At 43.2% G+C, this 19320-nt stretch carries 15 protein-coding genes; 2 read left to right on the top strand and 13 right to left on the bottom strand.

What is annotated here, in order from left to right; all coding sequences use genetic code 11:
• Nucleotides 1-74: 74 nt before the first annotated feature.
• The 5 genes from L4C33_RS00375 to znuA form a co-directional block, all read right to left on the bottom strand.
• Nucleotides 75-305: a FeoC-like transcriptional regulator gene (locus L4C33_RS00375; protein WP_428810510.1), complete on the bottom strand. Its 231-nt coding sequence runs from the start codon at nt 303-305 to the stop codon at nt 75-77.
• Complete coding sequence (gene feoB, locus L4C33_RS00370; protein WP_428810509.1) at nt 302-2575, bottom strand: Fe(2+) transporter permease subunit FeoB; 2274 nt, start codon at nt 2573-2575, stop codon at nt 302-304. Before feoB ends, L4C33_RS00375 begins: the two co-directional genes overlap by 4 nt.
• Nucleotides 2576-2797: a FeoA family protein gene (locus L4C33_RS00365; protein ID WP_428810508.1), complete on the bottom strand. Its 222-nt coding sequence runs from the start codon at nt 2795-2797 to the stop codon at nt 2576-2578.
• 629 nt (nt 2798-3426) lie between these two features.
• Nucleotides 3427-6816, bottom strand: a complete 3390-nt coding sequence (locus L4C33_RS00360) for a helix-turn-helix domain-containing protein (RefSeq protein ID WP_428810507.1) — start codon at nt 6814-6816, stop codon at nt 3427-3429.
• 231 nt (nt 6817-7047) lie between these two features.
• Nucleotides 7048-7935 carry a zinc ABC transporter substrate-binding protein ZnuA gene (gene znuA / locus L4C33_RS00355; protein ID WP_428810506.1) on the bottom strand — a complete coding sequence of 296 codons (888 nt, stop codon included), beginning with the start codon at nt 7933-7935 and terminating at the stop codon, nt 7048-7050.
• An 84-nt stretch (nt 7936-8019) separates the two neighbouring features.
• Here znuA and znuC point away from each other — a divergent pair, with 84 nt between their 5' ends.
• Together znuC and znuB are read left to right on the top strand one after the other, a co-directional pair.
• Complete coding sequence (gene znuC / locus L4C33_RS00350) at nt 8020-8799, top strand: zinc ABC transporter ATP-binding protein ZnuC (RefSeq protein WP_428810505.1); 780 nt, start codon at nt 8020-8022, stop codon at nt 8797-8799.
• Nucleotides 8799-9584 carry a zinc ABC transporter permease subunit ZnuB gene (znuB, locus tag L4C33_RS00345; RefSeq protein ID WP_428810504.1) on the top strand — a complete coding sequence of 262 codons (786 nt, stop codon included), beginning with the start codon at nt 8799-8801 and terminating at the stop codon, nt 9582-9584. Before znuC ends, znuB begins: the two co-directional genes overlap by 1 nt.
• Nucleotides 9585-9702: 118 nt before the next feature.
• On the opposite strand, the gene sucD is transcribed toward znuB, so the two are convergent.
• The 8 genes from sucD to sdhC form a co-directional block, all read right to left on the bottom strand.
• Nucleotides 9703-10575 carry a succinate--CoA ligase subunit alpha gene (gene sucD, locus L4C33_RS00340; RefSeq protein WP_428810503.1) on the bottom strand — a complete coding sequence of 291 codons (873 nt, stop codon included), beginning with the start codon at nt 10573-10575 and terminating at the stop codon, nt 9703-9705.
• Nucleotides 10575-11741 (bottom strand): ADP-forming succinate--CoA ligase subunit beta, encoded by a 1167-nt coding sequence (sucC, locus tag L4C33_RS00335; protein ID WP_428810502.1) that lies wholly within the window; start codon nt 11739-11741, stop codon nt 10575-10577. The genes sucD and sucC overlap by 1 nt, the downstream gene beginning before the upstream one ends.
• Before the next feature lie 187 nt (nt 11742-11928).
• Complete coding sequence (gene odhB / locus L4C33_RS00330; RefSeq protein ID WP_428810501.1) at nt 11929-13134, bottom strand: 2-oxoglutarate dehydrogenase complex dihydrolipoyllysine-residue succinyltransferase; 1206 nt, start codon at nt 13132-13134, stop codon at nt 11929-11931.
• A 21-nt stretch (nt 13135-13155) separates the two neighbouring features.
• Nucleotides 13156-15972, bottom strand: coding sequence for a 2-oxoglutarate dehydrogenase E1 component (sucA, locus tag L4C33_RS00325; RefSeq protein ID WP_428810500.1), 2817 nt, complete (start codon nt 15970-15972; stop codon nt 13156-13158).
• A 98-nt stretch (nt 15973-16070) separates the two neighbouring features.
• Nucleotides 16071-16784 (bottom strand): succinate dehydrogenase iron-sulfur subunit, encoded by a 714-nt coding sequence (locus L4C33_RS00320; protein ID WP_428810499.1) that lies wholly within the window; start codon nt 16782-16784, stop codon nt 16071-16073.
• Between the two features lie 12 nt (nt 16785-16796).
• Nucleotides 16797-18563 (bottom strand): succinate dehydrogenase flavoprotein subunit, encoded by a 1767-nt coding sequence (gene sdhA, locus L4C33_RS00315; protein ID WP_428810498.1) that lies wholly within the window; start codon nt 18561-18563, stop codon nt 16797-16799.
• Nucleotides 18564-18911, bottom strand: coding sequence for a succinate dehydrogenase, hydrophobic membrane anchor protein (gene sdhD / locus L4C33_RS00310; RefSeq protein ID WP_137355702.1), 348 nt, complete (start codon nt 18909-18911; stop codon nt 18564-18566).
• Nucleotides 18905-19297 (bottom strand): succinate dehydrogenase cytochrome b556 subunit, encoded by a 393-nt coding sequence (gene sdhC, locus L4C33_RS00305; RefSeq protein WP_137355701.1) that lies wholly within the window; start codon nt 19295-19297, stop codon nt 18905-18907. Before sdhC ends, sdhD begins: the two co-directional genes overlap by 7 nt.
• Between the last annotated feature and the right edge of the window lie 23 nt (nt 19298-19320).

Genomic DNA, 19320 nt, shown 5'->3' with positions numbered 1-19320 from the left:
ATTTAAGTAAAGATCCCGATAACAAAAAAAACCGCAGCTAAAAAGCTGCGGTTTTTTATCAAAGACTTTAAGAACTACATCATCACATTGAGTGACAAACCATCTTGCTTACTAATGGTGTAACGGATACGTGTTGTATGACCATGCTTGTTAGTATCGACTAATCGAGAAACCTTTCCCTTCTTAACCCATACACTCAGCATTGCATCAACGCCATCTTCACTCATACCAAACTTAGATGCTAGCTCTGTACGCGCTGCTACGCCATTGATATCTATGTACTGATGAAGTTCAGTTAAAATCATACAACCTGTACCTCTAAGACTTTTTGTTTGCGACCCAATTTCTTAAACACTCGATATGTCACAACAAAGCCACCAGCGATAGCCACCATCCATACTGCACTTGTCACTGGGTGAGCGGCAAAGTTTGCAGCTTGGTAATAGAACGTTGCGCCGAAGTAACCAAGAGCCATCGTCCATACCGCAATGAAGCGAGCAAATGTCTGACCAAATTCGCGAACATAAGCACCCATTGCAGCAACACAAGGTGTGTAAAGCAAGATAAGAATCAAGTAAGCAAAAGCTGCGTGACCAGAGACGAATTTATCTTTTAGATTACCAAATATCGAAGAATCAACTTCTTGCTCTTCAGCGACAGAGCTTGAGTCAGATAAATCACCAACTTCAATACCCAATGGATCTGAGTAGCTCAAACCAGCTAAGTTTTCTGGGATTGTCATAACCGCTTCTTCCAAACTAGCAGATAAATCGAATTCAGCGGCTTCTTCATCTGAAGGTGTGGTGTACAAGCTGTTTAGTGTACCTACAACGGCTTCTTTCGCAAAGATACCCGTAATGATACCCACGGTTGCAGGCCAATTTTCTTCTGTAATGCCAATCGGCTGGAATACAGGTGTTACTACTTGAGCCGCTTTAGACAACAAGGAGTTTTCACTGTCTTCGTTACCAAAGCTGCCATCCATACCTAAAGAGTTTAAGAAACTAAGGATAGCTACGACCATTACAATAGTCTTGCCGGCACCAAGAACGAAACGCTTCAACTTCTGCCATGTTTTTAGCATTACGTTTTGTACAGTTGGCAGTTCATAATCAGGCATCTCCATTACCAAGCTATCGCTGCTACCCGGATAGATAGTGTTTTTAAGGAATAAACCCGTAAACACCGAAGCAACGATACCCATGATGTACAGAGCAAATACTACGTTCTGTCCTGCACCTGGGAAAAATGCTGCAGCGAACAGTGCATAAACTGGAAGGCGAGCACCGCATGACATAAATGGCGCCATAGATGCTGCCAGTTTACGTTCACGTTCTTGATCTAGCGTACGAGTCGCCATAATAGAAGGTACGTTACAACCAAAACCTAAAACTAATGGCACGAACGCTTTACCTGGTAGGCCTATTTTCTGCATCACTTTATCAAGCACAAATGCCGCACGAGCCATGTAACCTGAGCTTTCTAGTACCGCAAGGAACAAATAAAGAGCCGCTATAACTGGGATAAAGGTCGCGACCGTTTGGACACCACCACCAATACCATCAGCCAATATTGTCACTAACCATACAGGTAAATGATCATCCAGTAGGTAGTGACCACCATCCACCAATAATGCACCCACGCCAATATCGAAGAAGTCGATAAACGCACTACCGATATTGATAGAGAACATAAACATCAGGTACATGATGACGAAGAAGAAAGGAATGCCGACCCATTTGTTCAAAATGAATTGATCCGCTTTCTCGGTAAAGTTGCGGCTTAATTTACCTTCACTGCGACGAACACGCTTACAAAGGTCATGCAAGAAAGTGTATTTCGCATCTGCAACAGCAAGGTCTATATCGAACTCAGCCCCAAGTCGTACACCATCGATTTGAGTACGAGTTTGAGGAGCTAGCCCATTCAAAACCAAGTAGTCATTCTCTAAAGCTCGAATTGCTAGCGCTCGATGAGATACATCAGCATCATCAAATTGTGACTCAACAGAAGGGATAAGAGCTTCTAACGCGGCGTCGTAATCAATAGAGATAGGGTCAAGACTCACACCTTGAACAAGCAATTTATGAAGACGTTCTTTAAAGCGAACCACTTGACCTTTGTTGTTTGCAGACAGGCTTAAAACTGGGCAACCTAGCTCTTCCTCTAACGCTTTAAGGTTAATTACCTGACGCTCGCGTTTTAATACATCCATTTTGTTCAACACAACGATCATTGGACGCCCCAACTCGCGTAGCTGTAATGTCATGTACAAGCTTCGTTCTAGACAACTTGCATCGACAACATTGATGATTACGTCTGCTGGGTGAGTTAGCACTGCGCGAGATGCAATAGATTCATCGATACTGTTCGCATCGTTACCACTATCAAGTGCGTAGATACCCGGTAAGTCAGTCAGTTGAAATTGATCACCTGCGTGCGAGTATAAACCGGTCTTTTTTTCTACGGTTACACCAACCCAGTTACCAACATGCTGCTTAGCACCAGTCAGCGCATTAAATAATGTTGTTTTACCACTATTCGGGTTACCAACGGTAAGAACTTGATAATCCATTTAAATAACCTCGATTTGTTCTGCAATACTTTCACGGATGGCAATAGAAACCCCTCTCACTTCAACCTGAAGCGGATCACCCATTGGCGCACGGCGGATAAGCTTCACCTCTGTTTTTGGCAACATCCCCATAACCATAAGTTTTTTTCTAACCTCTGGTGTTAGGCCTGTTAGTGCAACAATAGAAGCCGCTGTTCCTTGCTCTAGTTGTGAGAGTTTCATAAATACCCAATTCGTGATTGATAATGAGAAAGATTGTTATTTGCGAGGATAATATACACAAATCTCCACAATTCTATTGCGTGAAATCAATGTTTCCGAAAATATCACTCGTAAGTTTCGTTAAAAACCACGACGTCAAAAACGTTAGTTTCATATCCAGGCCAAAACCACCTGACTAGTCCGCAAGTACAAAACAAACAATAATCGATAAAAATCAGCACCTTACAAAGATGTCGCTTTATTAAGGGTAAGTTGTCGTTAATTTTATAAGTAAAATAAGTAGGAAGGCATATAGTGAATCCATCGAAAGGAAGTTTGTTCCTTTCATAATTTATTCCAGAGGTGATGTGGCTTGCCATATCACTCCGGCAGCAAGCGAAGGTGTCATTGGCACCCGTGGTATAGTCCCCCCGGCTATACCACGACATTTTTTTTCTTATCCTAATTCTCTAATTCTCTAATTCTCTAATTCTCTAATTCTCTAATTCTCTAATTCTCTAATTCCGTTCTACCCACCTATTTGTGTAAAAAAACTCTTTCATTAGACTCCCCCTATCTGCACGTATAAAAAAGCCCCGAAGAATTCGAGGCTGAGTACTTATTCAATACTTAGGAGGTCAGGTGGTGCATTAACTCTCTGCGTTTCCGGCAAACTTGGATGGTGAAGTACCAAAATGAAGCTTAAACCTCTGACCAAAATACGAAGGGTCGTTGAAACCGCAGTCATACGCTACATCTGAAATTTTTCCTCCAGCTAGTAACTGTTCGCATGCCTTCTCTAAACGAACTTCATTTAAATAATCTTTAAATGTCCGATTAGTAATCGATTTAAAACGCCTTTGAAGACTCCTCTCGGAAACGAACAGCTGTTTGGCTAGCATGGTCGTACCAAAATCAGGGTTGGAATAATGCTCTATCACAATATGGTTGATCTTATTCATCCACTCTTCTTCTGCCGTTAATGTTGGAATAGCCCCAGCATCCGACAACTGTGTCCCAACGGATTCTATATGCTCGTATGTTGCAGCAATCGCTTTTTGTTCTGCTGTACGTTCAATAGGCCACAGCAGCTGAACTTTATTCTGGGTATCCGAAACAAATACGTTAACTAGACCTCTGTTTTGCTGCATAAGCATTGGCAGCTGTTCGATATTGAGGTCAGCCTTAGTTCCATTCACATGCTCGCTGATAGGCGACAAATTTTTAGGTAGCGGTGAACCATGGTCCAGAAAAGTAACACTCAAATACTCTTCTTCTTCCTCAAAAGATATCGTTAGTCTTTGACTTCTGTAGCTTCGTTTTAGCAAATTGGCGATGATGTTATTAAATACAACATCAAGGTTAAAATAAAACAAATTCACATGGCGTTGATTCGTCAGTAATTTAAACTCTATTTGAACCCCAGACTTAGCGAGTTCTTCACGCCAGACTTCTAGTACAGCTTTCAAAATAAACAATAGATCGTAGCAGTAGAGTTCAGTATCACTTGTCGAACGACTATTCTTTAATAACGCAAAGCCTGAGTGCAATTGGGCGATAAAAGGAGTCGCCTGACTATTCTGCCAATTCGGTAAGTTCAAGAGAATACTGGATAAATTGTCCTCCAACTCCGCAGCTTTATGCTCCACAACAACACTCTTAACTTGAAGCTGCTTACGTAATTGTTGGTTAGTGGTCAGCAAGACTCGACTCTGGTGACGCAGTTGGTCTGTTTTAAGCGCGACTTGTGCTTTCAATTGTTGGTTAGCTCGCGCCATAAATCGAGAACGCCACAAAACAATAAGAGTGATCAACGCGACAGTAACTAAAAGAAGAGTGGCTGCAGCCCATTTAGTTAAAAACCACGGTTTCGCAACAATAAACGCCTGCTCAGCCCCCATAAAAATAGTATAGGAATTAGAAGAAGAACGAACTTCAAGGTTGTACTCTCCTGGAGGTAAGTGCTCAAAGGTAAGCAAACCACCTTCGAATACGTTCCATGACTCGTCGGAATTCAGTCTGTATTCCAGCTCTGATGACTGCGCCATAGGAACGATGCCAACCTTGAAGCCAATTGAAGAACCGTAGGGAAATGGTTTTAAAGCATCTTCAGTTCCACCTAAGAATACCGTTTTTTGGTCTACCGTTACGCGGCTGAATATTGCAAAATTTTGTGGAGTATCAGCCACAAGCAAAGCATCTGATTTCGCAATCAAGGTCCCATACTTAGAGCCAAGTAGTAAAACATCCTGGTCATCGTCGCTAACCGAGCACGAGCCCGCAGATAATTCGTTATCTATGAGACCAGAAAGCGAGCCAAAATGTTTTTGCAGCTTTCCAAAATTATCATGGAAGCTAAGTCCTTTTGAAGAACCAACCCAAACGCCACCCTTTACTGGCATCAAGCACTTAGAGCTTATGTTCTCTTCAATAAGCGGAACTTCGATTACGTCCTTAGATCCAGTATCTACACGGTATACTCCGTAACTACTAGCAAACCATTGAGAACCATCTCTAGCAATAGCGATATCAATTGTTTTGCCGAAGCGTTCAGAATTTCGGTTAAAACTAATTTTGTCTCCGACGAATGAGTAGTGACCATGATCCGTCCCAATTAGAACGTTATCTTCTTGTGTGCCCTCTAGCTCAGTAATCTTTGTGGGTAAATATTTTCCAACCAACCAACTACTGCCGAATTTCTCAACATTATCGGTACTGAGATCATAAGAGAATAATGAGTTCCCAGAAGTAAGCCAAACTACGTTTCCACCCGTAAGTGCTAGATGTTCAACAGAAAGCCCTTGAAGCACCATCGGGACTGGGAGTTGTTCAAATTCATGGTTTAAGATATTGACACAAACTAGCCCCTCGTCTGTTGCAAGTATTAGCTTGTTTTCAACAATCAAAAAATCGGATATTTTCCCGGAGTAAACAAGCTTAGGCTCAATTGAATGATCATTACTCATATAATAAAGCCCAGACGTCGAAGATGCCCAGTAGCCGTCGGAGTCTTTTGCTTTTACTTTAGTAATGACAGCTTTACTAACATGCATGTCATTGCCACTTAAAGAATTACGCCCAAAGCTTTTACTAAATAATGAAAAATAGCGAATACCGTTATTCGTGGCGACCCACACCCCTCCAAATCGGGTGTTCTTTATTGAATAGATCTTGTCGCCCGGTAGGGAGAACTTGTCATTGCCATTTTTATCGATTTTACTGACTTCTCCGGAAAGAAAATCGTAATTGTATAAACCATGTTCAGTGCCGACCCAATAGCCAGTTGTCGTTTCCTCCAAAGCCAATACGTGCGACGTCCCTATCCTTTTGCTGATACTACTAGGGTTTGTAATATCGATGACAACCGCACCATCCAAGGTTCCAATAATGAGTTCACGTCGTGTTTTGGAAAAATACAGTTCCTCAGAGTAGTTTTTACCGGAAGAGCGAATGTGAGTAAATTCCTCATCTGAGGATAAATAGGTCCCAGCGGTAGTTGCGAGTACCCACTTCGTTAGTACCCGTTCCGCATCATTGACTTTGATACTGCTAGCTTTGTTATGTCGATAAAGTTCAAGAAGGGAATAAGTAGAAAACTCGTGATTAACGACGTTGAAAGTATAAAAGTTTGTATCATCGGTCACCCAAACATAGTCACCTGAAGAACCGATATTAGTAATTTCAGAACCTGGATTTAAGCTGAATGCTAAAGAGCGACCAATCCCAGGGGTATTCTCATAGACTTCATTATCAAAATAAGTCCAAAACTTATTATCAGCAAAAGCGAGTTGCTCGGAAGGGAAATCAAGTAAGCTGCCCTTTTTAGGTAAAAGGACACGTCCATCATAAAAGACAATATTACCATGGACATCATGAACCCAGAGGCCGCCGTTAATGCCAACAAAAATATCTTTCGCAGCCAAAAACTTCCCTTGCGCATGCATCGGTAAAGGATAGAAAACGGAAGATGATGAGTTCAGTGCAAATACATTAAACGATAGAACCCATAAGGTGAGTACTACAACATAGTTTTGACGCAAATTTTGACCTTAGTGCAGCAAGAATAATTCTAAGCCCCTAGTCAAAAACGATTAAGCTATTTAAAGATAAGGGAATTTCATTAATTTTAGATAATAATTATGTATCTTATTCTAGCTGAAATTCACCGGGAAAGAACACAGTTCCTCTTTTCAAAACATAATATTACTCGGCGATCACGTAATTATACTTTTACAGATGAAATTACACGATACACCGAGCCATTTTTTGATCTACTCGCTATCAGATAAACATTCTACGTAGCTGTTAGAGATCTGTTTTAGGAAACTGAAATAGCTTCCACTTTCTACTTTTATATTAGAGCCGACAGGATCTAGAACCCCTTTCTTCACAGAGCTACCTCGGGTGACAGAATCTATAACAGCAGGCGTAAATTGAGGCTCAGAGAACACACACCTAACGTCTTCTTTGACCAACGTTTTTCTGATAGTGATTAGCGTTTTCGCACCTGGTTTTCTATCTGGACTAACAGTGAAGTAACCTAAGTTATTTAACCCGTAAGTCTCTTCAAAGTAACCATAGGCATCGTGGAAAACGTAATATCCTTTACTTTGAACTGGCTTAAGCGCTTCCGCAATATCTTGCTCAGTACTTGTTAGTGTTTCCAGAAAATCGACAAGGTTACTTTGATAAGTCGCTGCGTTCTCAGGGTCTGTATCAGCAAGTTTTTTACTAATAGCGGTTGCTACCACTTTAACCTGCTCAGAACCTAACCAAAAGTGAGCATCGTGGCTGCCATGATCGTGCCCTTCATGGTCACTATGATCCCCTCCCCCATACTCTCTAAGTTCTAAGTCAGGAATAGAACTGATCGTAAGTACATTACTTTTTCCTTCTGTTACTTTTGTAAGGAAAGACTCTAGTTCTGGGCCAAACCAGATAAACAAATCTGCATTGTGCAGCTTTTTGACATCAGATGGGCGCAGTGCGTAATCGTGCGGAGACGCATTACTATTCATCAGTGCTTCAGGGGTTGTTACGCTTTCAGTCAATTCAGTGACAATCATTTGAATTGGCTTAAAGCTAGTTAACACAGTGGTTGCTTGTGCTGCCACAGGTAAAAGAATCAAACATATACTTACGCTTAACGAACGGAACATAACGCCTCAATAAAAGGAAAAGTAGCCTAGGGAGTTCACAAATGTTACATTATAACATTAGTTAATTGCAAATGAGTTCTATTCATGGATAACTTAATTCGACTCGACTCTGTTAGCGTTGAATTCGATGGCCGAAAAGTTCTAGATAATATATCCCTTACTCTAGAGCGAGGTCGTATTACCACCTTAATCGGCCCAAATGGTGCTGGTAAATCCACACTGGTTAAAGTCGTACTCGGTCTACAAGATAAGTTCTCAGGAAAGATAACTAAAGCGAAGAAATTGAAGATCGGCTATGTACCACAAAAGCTAAAGCTCAACGACTCCTTGCCTCTCAATGTTGAGCGCTTTCTCAAACTCTCAGGGAAGTTTAGTCAGCAAGAAATCTTAGAAGCTCTAAAATTGGTTGGTGCTGAACATCTACAAAAAAGTAACATGCATCAGCTTTCTGGGGGTGAAAACCAACGTGTTCTCATTGCTCGTTCATTGCTAAGAAGACCAGACCTTTTGGTACTAGATGAACCAGCACAAGGTGTCGATGTTCAGGGGCAAATTGACCTGTATGACCTAATTGATACTATTCGTCATCGCTTTGGTTGCGCCGTATTTATGGTGTCCCATGACTTACATTTAGTCATGGCCAAAACAGATGATGTTATTTGTCTTCATCACCATATTTGTTGCTCAGGTGCACCAGCTGATATAAAGCAGCACCCTTCTTACATCGCGCTGTTTGGGGCTGCAACTCAAGAAACATTAGCATTTTATCACCACCAACATGAACACCATCACCATGACTTAGCTGGTCAACCCGTAAAAGGCGGTGCGCATGACTGTTCAAATCACAAACATGGACACCATTAATGATTGAATTTCTTCTCCCCTCTATTTTGGCAGGCTTGGGCATTGCACTGATAGCAGGACCATTAGGTTCATTTGTAGTTTGGCGTAAAATGGCTTACTTCGGCGATACGTTAGCACACGCTTCGCTGATGGGATTAGCGCTTGGTTTTCTGTTCAACATTAACCTATATTTCGCACTACTGATCTGCTGCTTAATGCTGGCAGTATTGCTGGTGACTTTGCAGAAACAAAAGCTCGTTGCGACCGACACGTTGCTTGGAATATTGGCACACAGCGCCCTATCTTTAGGCTTAGTCGCCGTCAGTTTCTTAGATAATGTCCGTGTTGACCTTATGAGCTATTTATTTGGCGACTTACTCGCAGTGTCTTCGACAGATTTAGTCTTTATTTATGCAGGGGCTGCAGTTATTGGGCTAGTGCTCGCGATATTTTGGCGACCGCTGCTCTCAACCACGGTTAATGAAGACCTAGCTGCGGTAGATGGAATCAATATTGATTTAATGCGCTTAATTTTGATGCTTCTTGTGGGGATTGTTATTGCGGTCGGCATGAAGTTTGTTGGGGCATTAATAATGACATCACTACTTATCATCCCTGCAGCAACGGCGAGAAAGTTCTCAAACACTCCTGAGCAAATGGCATTCTTAGCATCCATTATCGGGTCTATTGCTGTGTTTGGTGGCTTAAGCTTGTCTTGGTTCTACGATACTCCAGCTGGCCCTTCTGTTGTTATCAGCGCCGCTGCGATGTTTATGCTGTCTCAACTACATAGAGGCCGAGCATAAGCTCTAGCTCTAGCTCTAGCTCTAGCTCTAAAATATTTTATTATCGTAGATAGCGACAAACAAAAAGGCTTGGTCATTGACCAAGCCTTTATTATATCGATAGCTAAAAGTTAGCTAATTACCAACCCGTGATTTCACGCAGGCCTTTACCGATGTCAGCAAGAGACTTAACAGTCTTAACGCCTGCAGCTTCTAGTGCTGCAAATTTATCTTCAGCAGTACCTTTACCACCAGAGATGATTGCGCCAGCGTGGCCCATACGTTTACCCGGAGGAGCTGTAACACCAGCGATGTAAGAAACAACTGGCTTAGTTACGTTCGCTTTAATGAACTCAGCAGCTTCTTCTTCCGCAGTACCACCGATTTCACCAATCATTACGATTGCTTCAGTCTCTGGGTCTTCTTGGAAAAGCTTTAGAATATCAATGAAGTTTGAACCTGGGATTGGGTCACCACCGATACCAACACAAGTAGACTGACCAAAGCCTTCATCTGTTGTTTGCTTAACAGCTTCGTAAGTTAGAGTACCTGAACGAGATACGATACCTACTTTACCCTTTTTGTGGATATGACCAGGCATGATACCAATCTTACACTCGTCTGGAGTGATTAGACCTGGACAGYTAGGACCGATCATGCGAACGCCAGTTTCTTCTAGCTTCACTTTAACGTCGATCATATCTGTTGTAGGGATACCTTCAGTGATCGTTACGATCAGCTCGATACCCGCATCAATCGCTTCTAGGATTGCATCTTTACAGAAAGGTGCTGGTACGTAGATAACCGTTGCTGTTGCGCCCGTTGTTTCTACTGCTTCACGTACTGTGTTGAATACAGGAAGGCCTAGGTGAGTTTGACCACCTTTACCAGGTGAAACACCACCAACCATTTGCGTACCGTATGCGATAGCTTGGTCTGAGTGGAATGTACCTTGACCGCCAGTGAAACCCTGACAGATTACTTTAGTGTCTTTGTTAATTAATACAGACATTATTTAGCCTCCGCAGCAGCAACAACTTTCTGAGCAGCATCTGTTAGAGATTCAGCTGCAATGATATCAACATCAGAATTAGCAAGTACTTCGCGACCTAGGTCTGCGTTAGTACCTTCTAGACGAACAACTACAGGAACTGTTACGCCAACTTCTTTAACCGCACCGATAATACCTTCAGCGATCATGTCACAACGAACGATGCCACCAAAGATGTTAACTAGTACTGCTTTAACATTGTCATCAGAAAGGATGATCTTAAATGCTTCAGCTACACGCTCTTTCGTTGCGCCGCCGCCTACATCAAGGAAGTTTGCTGGTTTGCCGCCGTGTAGGTTTACGATATCCATCGTACCCATAGCAAGGCCTGCACCGTTAACCATACAGCCAACGTTGCCATCAAGAGCTACGTAGTTCAGTTCCCACTGAGCTGCGTGTGCTTCGCGCTCGTCTTCTTGTGAAGGATCGTGCATTTCACGAAGTTTTGGCTGACGGTACATTGCGTTTGAGTCAATGTTGATCTTGCCGTCTAGACAAAGAAGGTTACCTTCATTTGTAATAACAAGCGGGTTAATTTCTAGTAGAGCTAGATCGTACTGAGCGAACATTTCACCAAGACCCATGAAGATCTTAACGAACTGTTTAATTTGGTCGCCAGCTAAGCCAAGTTTGAATGCCAGTTCGCGGCCTTGGTAAGCTTGAGGGCCAACTAGAGGATCAATCGCTGATTGGTGAATCAACTCTGGAGTTTCTTCAGCGATCTTCTCAATGTCCACACCGCCTTCAGTTGACGCCATGAATACAATTTTGCGAGTTGCACGGTCAACAACAGCACCAAGGTAAAGTTCGTTAGCAATGTTTGATGCTTCTTCAACTAGGATCTTTGTTACAGGCTGACCATTAGCATCTGTTTGGTAAGTCACTAGGTTTTTACCTAGCCACTTTTGAGCAAATTCTTTAACACCTTCTTTAGTGTCATGAAGCTCTACGCCACCCGCTTTACCACGGCCACCAGCGTGTACTTGACACTTAACAACTTTCTTTTCAGTGCTGATACGGCCAGCAGCTTCGAAAGCTTCTTGAGCAGTATCACAAGCGAAACCTTCTGGTACAGGCAAACCGAATTCTGCAAACAGCTGTTTGGCTTGATATTCATGCAAATTCATTTTGTTATTCCATTTGTTTATCCCTAAAGGGATTTATTATTTCCATTAGACATGCAGCAGCGCTGAGTCTACAACGTAGGGTGCTTCTAAATTTTATCGAAAACTCGATAAAACAGGCTAAATGTGAGCATATTTAGCCTGTTAAAAATGGGAGTAAGCCAAAGGCTATTCCCATTATGTTCTCGGCTTATACATCAAGTAATAGACGAGCTGGATCTTCTAGCAATTCTTTGATGGTAACCAAGAAACCTACTGACTCACGACCATCGATTAGACGGTGGTCGTAAGACAACGCTAGGTACATCATTGGCAGAATTTCTACTTTCCCATCAACAGCCATTRGGCGTTCTTGGATTTTATGCATACCAAGAATTGCTGACTGTGGCGGGTTAATGATCGGAGTAGACATCAACGAACCAAATACACCACCGTTAGTGATAGTAAAGTTACCACCGATTAGCTCTTCAACCGTTAACTTACCGTCACGGCCTTTGATTGCGAGCTCTTTAATACCTTTTTCAATATCAGCGAAGCCTAGAGTGTCACAGTCTTTCAGCACTGGTGTCACTAGACCACGTGGCGTTGATACCGCCATGCTAATATCAAAGTAGTTGTGGTAAACGATATCTGTACCATCAATTGAAGCATTAACTTCTGGGAAACGTTTTAGTGCTTCTGTTACCGCTTTCACGTAGAAAGACATGAAACCAAGACGCGTATCATGACGCTTCTCGAATTGGTCTTTGTACTGTTTACGAAGATCCATGATTGGCTTCATGTTTACTTCGTTAAACGTTGTAAGCATTGCTGTACTGTTCTTCGCTTCTAGAAGACGGTTTGCAACAGTCTTACGCAGGCGAGTCATAGGTACACGTTTTTGGCTACGAGCTGCTGCAGGAGCTTGAACGGCTTCCTCTTTAGCAGCAGGAGCCGATTTAGCCGCAGCTAAATGTGCGTCGATATCTTCACGAGTGATTCGACCGCCAACGCCTGTGCCTTTAACTTGGCTTGCTTCGAGATTGTTTTCAGCAAGTAAGCGACGAACAGCAGGGCTAAGTGCATCGTTGCTTTCTTCTGTCAGCGCAGCTTTGTGACGCTTATCAGGAGATGCTTCTGTGTCTTCAGTCGTATCTTTCGTTGGTTCGCCGGCTACTGCGCCAGGTTTAATCTTTGCAAGAAGCTGTTTAGAAAGTACTGTTGCACCTTCTTCTTCAAGAATTGCTTCTAAAACACCAGCTTCAGGAGCTGGAACTTCTAGAACAACTTTATCAGTTTCGATATCTACAATGACTTCATCACGAGCAACGGCTTCGCCTGGTTTTTTATGCCATGTTGCTACTGTTGCGTCAGCCACTGATTCAGGTAAGTCTGGAACCAGAATTTCAATTGTCATATCCGTGTCTTCCTTTTACTTCTAGTTCTTAATTAGGGTCAGAGCGTCGTCAATTAACGCTTTCTGTTGTTTCAAGTGTACTGACATGTAACCTACAGCAGGAGACGCTGACGCAGGACGACCTGCATACTTAAGATCAGCACCAGTAGGAATGGCAGCACGGAAGTTATGTTGACTACTGTACCAAGCACCTTGGTTTTGTGGTTCTTCTTGACACCAAACGTAATCTTCAACATTCGTGTATTGTGCGATAGCAGCTTCTACATCTTCTTTCGGGAATGGGTAAATTTGCTCAATACGTACGATAGCTACATCATCTTGCTCGTTCTTACGACGCTGCTCTAGTAAGTCGAAGTAAACCTTACCTGAACAGAACACTACGCGTTTCACGTTTTCTGGCGCTAAGTCATCAACTTCAGCAATCGCTGGTTGGAAAGTACCTTGCGCTAGGTCTTCAAGTGAAGACGTACATAGTGGGTGACGAAGTAAAGACTTAGGAGACATCACAATTAATGGACGTCGCATTGGTCTAACAACTTGGCGACGGATCATGTGATACACCTGAGCAGGTGTTGATGGAACGACAACTTGCATATTTTGTTCAGCACATAATTGCAAGTAACGCTCTAAACGAGCTGAAGAGTGCTCTGGACCTTGGCCTTCATAACCGTGAGGAAGTAGCATTGTTAGGCCACATAGACGTGCCCACTTTTGCTCACCTGACGAAATGAATTGGTCAATAACTACTTGAGCACCATTGGCAAAATCACCAAACTGCGCTTCCCATAGCGTTAAACCACTCGGTTCAGCAGTTGCGTAACCATATTCNAATGCAAGAACAGCTTCTTCAGACAACACCGAGTCAAATACTTGGAAAGGACCCTGCTTATCGTGAATGTTAGCAAGTGGTACGTAAGTGCTTGCGTCGCTTTGGTTATGCAGTACTGAGTGACGGTGGAAGAACGTACCACGACCAGAATCCTGACCAGAGATACGAATACGCTTACCATCATCAACAAGCGTTGCATAAGCTAGAGTTTCAGCCATACCCCAATCAATAGCTTTTTCGCCATTAACCATTGCAGTACGATCGTTATATAGCTTGTTTACACGGCTTTGAAGCTTGTGGCTGTCTGGGTATTGACAAAGTTTTGTACCAAGCTCTTTTAGACGCTCAAGTTCAACTTCGTTATCCCATTCGATGTTCCAGTCGTGCCCCAAGTAAGGAGCCCAGTCAACAGAGTGTAGCGCCATTGGTCGCCACTCTTTAACAACGACTTCACCATGATCTAATGCATCACGATATTCGTTAACAAGCTGAGTTGCTGTTTCGATATCAAATTCACCGCGATCAATCAAAACGTCTGCATATAGCTTACGTGGAGTCGGGTGTTTTTTGATTTTTTGGTACATAAGAGGCTGAGTCGCATTCGGCTCATCTGCTTCGTTATGGCCATGACGGCGGTAACATACCAAGTCGATAACAACATCACGTTTAAATGTATTACGATAATCCAGTGCTAGGCGAGCAACAAAAGCTACAGCCTCTGGGTCATCGGAATTCACGTGGAAGATTGGAGCCTGCACCATCTTAGCGATATCAGTACAGTACATAGTCGAACGTGTATCGCGAGGGTTTGACGTTGTAAAACCAACTTGGTTGTTCACAACAATACGTACCGTACCGCCAACACAGAAACCACGAGCTTGAGACATGTTGAATGTCTCTTGAACTACACCTTGCCCTGCGATTGCAGAGTCACCGTGAATCGTAATTGGAAGAACGCTGCTGCCATTTTTATCGTCCAGACGATCTTGGCGAGCACGTACAGAACCAATAACTACAGGGTTTACGATTTCTAGGTGAGACGGGTTAAATGCTAACGCTAAATGTACATTGCCACCTGGCGTTGCGAAGTCCGCAGAGAAACCTTGGTGGTATTTAACGTCGCCAGTACCCCATGTATCATCATGCTTACCAGCAAACTCATCAAACAAGTCTTGAGGTTTTTTACCAAGCACGTTTACAAGCATGTTCAAACGACCACGGTGAGCCATACCAACGACGACTTCACGCATCCCTTGTCCACCAGCATGACGAATAATTTCTTTCGTCATTGGGATAAGAGCATCACCACCTTCTAGAGAGAAGCGTTTCGCGCCAGGGAACTTAGCACCTAAGTAGCGCTCAAGACCTTCAGCAGCAGTAAGCTCTTCAAGGAAAGATTGTTTTTCTTCATGGTTGAATGATGGCTGACCAGAAACTGATTCAAGACGCTGTTGGATCCAACGTTTTTGTTCAGTGTTAGTCATGTGCATGTATTCTGCACCGATAGAACCACAATACGTTTGCTTTAGAGCTTTATGCAGGTCTTTAAGTACCATGGTCTCTTGACCAATAGCAAAAGAGCCAACATTGAACGTTTCGTTGAAATCGTCTTCGGTAAGATTGTGGAAAGAAGGATCCAGTTCAGCAACTGTATCTCTTTTCCATAAACCCAATGGGTCTAGATTTGCAGCTTGATGCCCTCGGAATCGATAAGCATTGATAAGTTGCAGTACTTTTACTTGTTTAGCATCGACATCAGGATCACTAACTTGGACGTTGTAATGCTTTGTCTCTTGGGCGAGTCGTCTGAAGTATTCGCGAACACGTGAATGCGGTTGTTCAACCACTTCTGAAGATTGCACAGGCAAGTCTTCAAATACACGTTTCCACTCATCACTAACCAGATCGGGATCACTTAGATACAGTTCGTAGAGTTCTTCTACATAAGTTGCATTGGCGCCAGCCAAGTGTGAAGACTCGAGCCATGCCTTCATCACGCCGTTGTGCATATATTCCCTTAACCTGTAGGTTTCACGTTTGCTGCGGTCTAAAGCCGAGCTATTAAAAGGCCGCCCCAAAACTTCAAGGGCGGCAATTTTGTTATTTCTTAAACCGAACGATTCACAAGCATCGACTTAATATGGCCAATGGCTTTCGTTGGATTTAGTCCCTTAGGACAAACACTTACACAATTCATGATGCCATGGCAACGAAAAACGCTAAATGCATCATCAAGATCTGACAGACGTTCATCTGTAGCCGTATCGCGGCTATCAATTAGCCAACGGTACGCTGCTAGCAGACCTGCTGGTCCGATGAATTTATCCGGGTTCCACCAGAAAGATGGGCATGAAGTAGTACAACATGCACACATGATACATTCGTACAATCCATCTAAATGAGCACGCTCATCAGGGCTTTGTAAGTTCTCACGAGCCGGCGGAACGTTACCTTCAGAAACAAGGAACGGCTTCACTTTTTCGTAGTTATCGTAGAACTGAGTCATATCGACAATTAAGTCACGAACAACTGGTAGACCTGGCAGTGGACGGATCACAATCTTATCTTGATCAGACAGCGCAGAAAGCGGTGTGATACAAGCTAGACCATTTTTACCGTTCATGTTTAAGCCATCAGAACCACAAACACCTTCACGACAAGAGCGACGGAATGCCAGTGTTGGATCTTGTTCTTTAAGAAGAATCAGAGCATCCAAAAGCATCATATCTGAGCCTTCATCCGCCTCAAGAATGTATTCTTTCATGTAAGGCTTCTGATCGACATCAGGGTTGTAACGATACACAGAGAAATTCAGTTTCATTGTCATATCTCCTTAGTATGTACGAGCTTTTGGTGGGAACGCTTCGCGATGAACTGGTTCCATATTTACACCACGCTTAGTCATGCTTTCTGACTCAGGGTTGTAAAGAGAGTGACATAGCCATTGAGCATCATCACGATCTGGATAGTCAAAACGAGCATGAGCTCCACGACTTTCTGTACGGAAGTTTGCAGCAACCGCTGTCGCAAATGCAGTTTCCATCAAGTTTTCAAGCTCTAAACATTCAATACGTTGAGTGTTGAACTCTGTTGACTTGTCAGAAAGGTGAGCATTTTTCAGACGTTCACGAATTACTTTAAGTTCTTCTAGACCTTCAGCCATAGCTTTACCTTCACGGAATACCGAGAAGTTATTTTGCATACATTGCTGTAAGTCTTTACGGATTTGTGCAGGATCTTCGCCACTAGTACTATTTTCCCAGCGGTTATAACGTTCTAAAGAACGCGCAATATCTTCTTCAGTCGCTGGTTTCGCTTCAGCTTGCTTATTCAGCGTTTCGCCTAGGTGTAAACCTGTCGCGCGGCCAAATACAACCAAATCAAGTAGTGAGTTACCACCTAGACGGTTCGCACCATGAACTGAAACAGATGCAATCTCACCACAAGCGAATAGACCTTGAATTTCAACGTCAGTACCGTCTTCAGTTTGCTTGATTGCTTGACCTGAAACTTGAGTCGGTACACCACCCATCATGTAATGACATGTTGGGATTACTGGAATCGGCTCTTTTACTGGGTCGACGTGAGCAAAAGTACGAGAAAGTTCACATACACCAGGAAGACGAGACTCAAGTGTCTCTTTACCTAGGTGGTCAAGCTTAAGCTTGATATGTGGCCCCCAAGGACCATCGCAACCGCGACCTTCACGAATCTCAACCATCATTGAACGAGCAACAACGTCACGACCAGCTAAGTCTTTAGCATTCGGCGCATAACGTTCCATGAAGCGTTCGCCGTCTTTGTTTAGAAGGTAACCACCTTCGCCACGACAACCTTCGGTTACAAGTACACCAGCGCCAGCAATACCCGTTGGGTGGAACTGCCACATTTCGATATCTTGCATTGGAACACCCGCACGAATAGCCATACCAACACCGTCGCCAGTGTTAATGTGTGCATTTGTTGTCGATGCGTAGATACGACCTGCACCACCGGTTGCAAGAATGGTTGCTTTCGCTTTGAAGTAACAAACTTCGCCAGTTTCCATGCAAAGAGCAGTTGTACCTAGAATTGCACCGTCTTCGTTTTTCACAAGATCAAGTGCGTACCACTCAGAGAAAACTGTCGTTTTATGTTTAATATTTTGTTGGTAAAGCGTATGAAGAAGCGCGTGACCAGTACGGTCTGCTGCAGCTGCAGTACGAGCAGCTTGCTCACCACCAAAGTTTTTAGACTGGCCACCAAATGGACGTTGGTAGATAGTACCGTTATCAAAACGAGAAAACGGTAGACCCATTTTTTCAAGCTCGATTACAGATTCAGGGCCATTTTTACACATGTATTCGATTGCATCTTGGTCGCCAATATAATCAGAACCTTTCACAGTGTCGTACATGTGTTGTTCCCAGTGATCTTCATGCGCATTACCAAGAGCAACGGTAATACCACCTTGAGCAGATACTGTATGAGAACGAGTAGGGAAAACTTTAGACAGCAAAGCACAAGATAGGCCTTGCTCTGAAATTTGTAGTGCGGCACGCATACCTGCACCACCAGCGCCAATAACTACGGCATCAAACTCACGAACAGGAATAGTCACTTACGCACCCCACAAAATAAACAGACCAGAGAAGAAATATCCGAATAGGACAGCGATAACACCTAATTGAAGGCCACCGCGTAGTTTCGCGCATTTGATGTAGTCAGTAAGAACCTGCCACAAACCAATCCAAGCATGGATTAGTACAGAAGTTAGCGCCAACATGGTGAATGCTTTAGTGAAAGTACCACCAAAGAATTGCGTCCAAGATACGTAAGAGATATCACCAGAAAAAGCACAGAAGCTGATTAGGTAGATAGTGTAAAGAGTCATAATGATTGCAGTAGCACGGATTAGTAGGAAATCGTGTACACCATTACGACCAAAAGTAGATACGTTGTTTACCATACTAAAATCCCCGCCAGTACAGATAATACCGCTGTCGCAACGAAGGTTACCTTAGCACTCTTAGCGCCAGATTCTAGTTCTTCAAAGTGGCCAAGATCCATCAGTAGGTGACGAATACCACCAGCAATGTGGTAAGCCAAAGCGGTTAATATGCCCCAAAGAATAAACTTAACGAAAAAGCCGTCGACAATGTCTTTTGCTTCCATAAAGCCTACTGGGGAGGAGAGGGAAATAGATAGTAACCAAAGCAAAATTCCAATCGCAACAAAGGTAATCACCCCAGACACACGGTGCAGGATCGATGCTATTGCAGTGATAGGAAAGTGGATGGTCTGTAAGTCTAAATTAACAGGTCTTGTCTTTCTTTCTTTCACGGGCTTGCTCACTCAGCTCCATTGAGCATTTACAG

Source organism: Vibrio makurazakiensis, from assembly GCF_050337375.1.
Taxonomy (GTDB): domain Bacteria; phylum Pseudomonadota; class Gammaproteobacteria; order Enterobacterales; family Vibrionaceae; genus Vibrio; species Vibrio makurazakiensis.
This window is presented reverse-complemented; position numbering and strand designations above follow the sequence as displayed.

Coding starts and splice junctions, on each gene's coding strand:
- L4C33_RS00375 (WP_428810510.1), bottom strand. CDS start 305: ATGATTTTAACTGAACTTCATCAGTACATAGATATCAATGGCGTAGCA.
- feoB (WP_428810509.1), bottom strand. CDS start 2,575: ATGGATTATCAAGTTCTTACCGTTGGTAACCCGAATAGTGGTAAAACA.
- L4C33_RS00365 (WP_428810508.1), bottom strand. CDS start 2,797: ATGAAACTCTCACAACTAGAGCAAGGAACAGCGGCTTCTATTGTTGCA.
- znuA (WP_428810506.1), bottom strand. CDS start 7,935: ATGTTCCGTTCGTTAAGCGTAAGTATATGTTTGATTCTTTTACCTGTG.
- znuC (WP_428810505.1), top strand. CDS start 8,020: ATGGATAACTTAATTCGACTCGACTCTGTTAGCGTTGAATTCGATGGC.
- znuB (WP_428810504.1), top strand. CDS start 8,799: ATGATTGAATTTCTTCTCCCCTCTATTTTGGCAGGCTTGGGCATTGCA.
- sucC (WP_428810502.1), bottom strand. CDS start 11,741: ATGAATTTGCATGAATATCAAGCCAAACAGCTGTTTGCAGAATTCGGT.
- L4C33_RS00320 (WP_428810499.1), bottom strand. CDS start 16,784: ATGAAACTGAATTTCTCTGTGTATCGTTACAACCCTGATGTCGATCAG.
- sdhD (WP_137355702.1), bottom strand. CDS start 18,911: ATGGTAAACAACGTATCTACTTTTGGTCGTAATGGTGTACACGATTTC.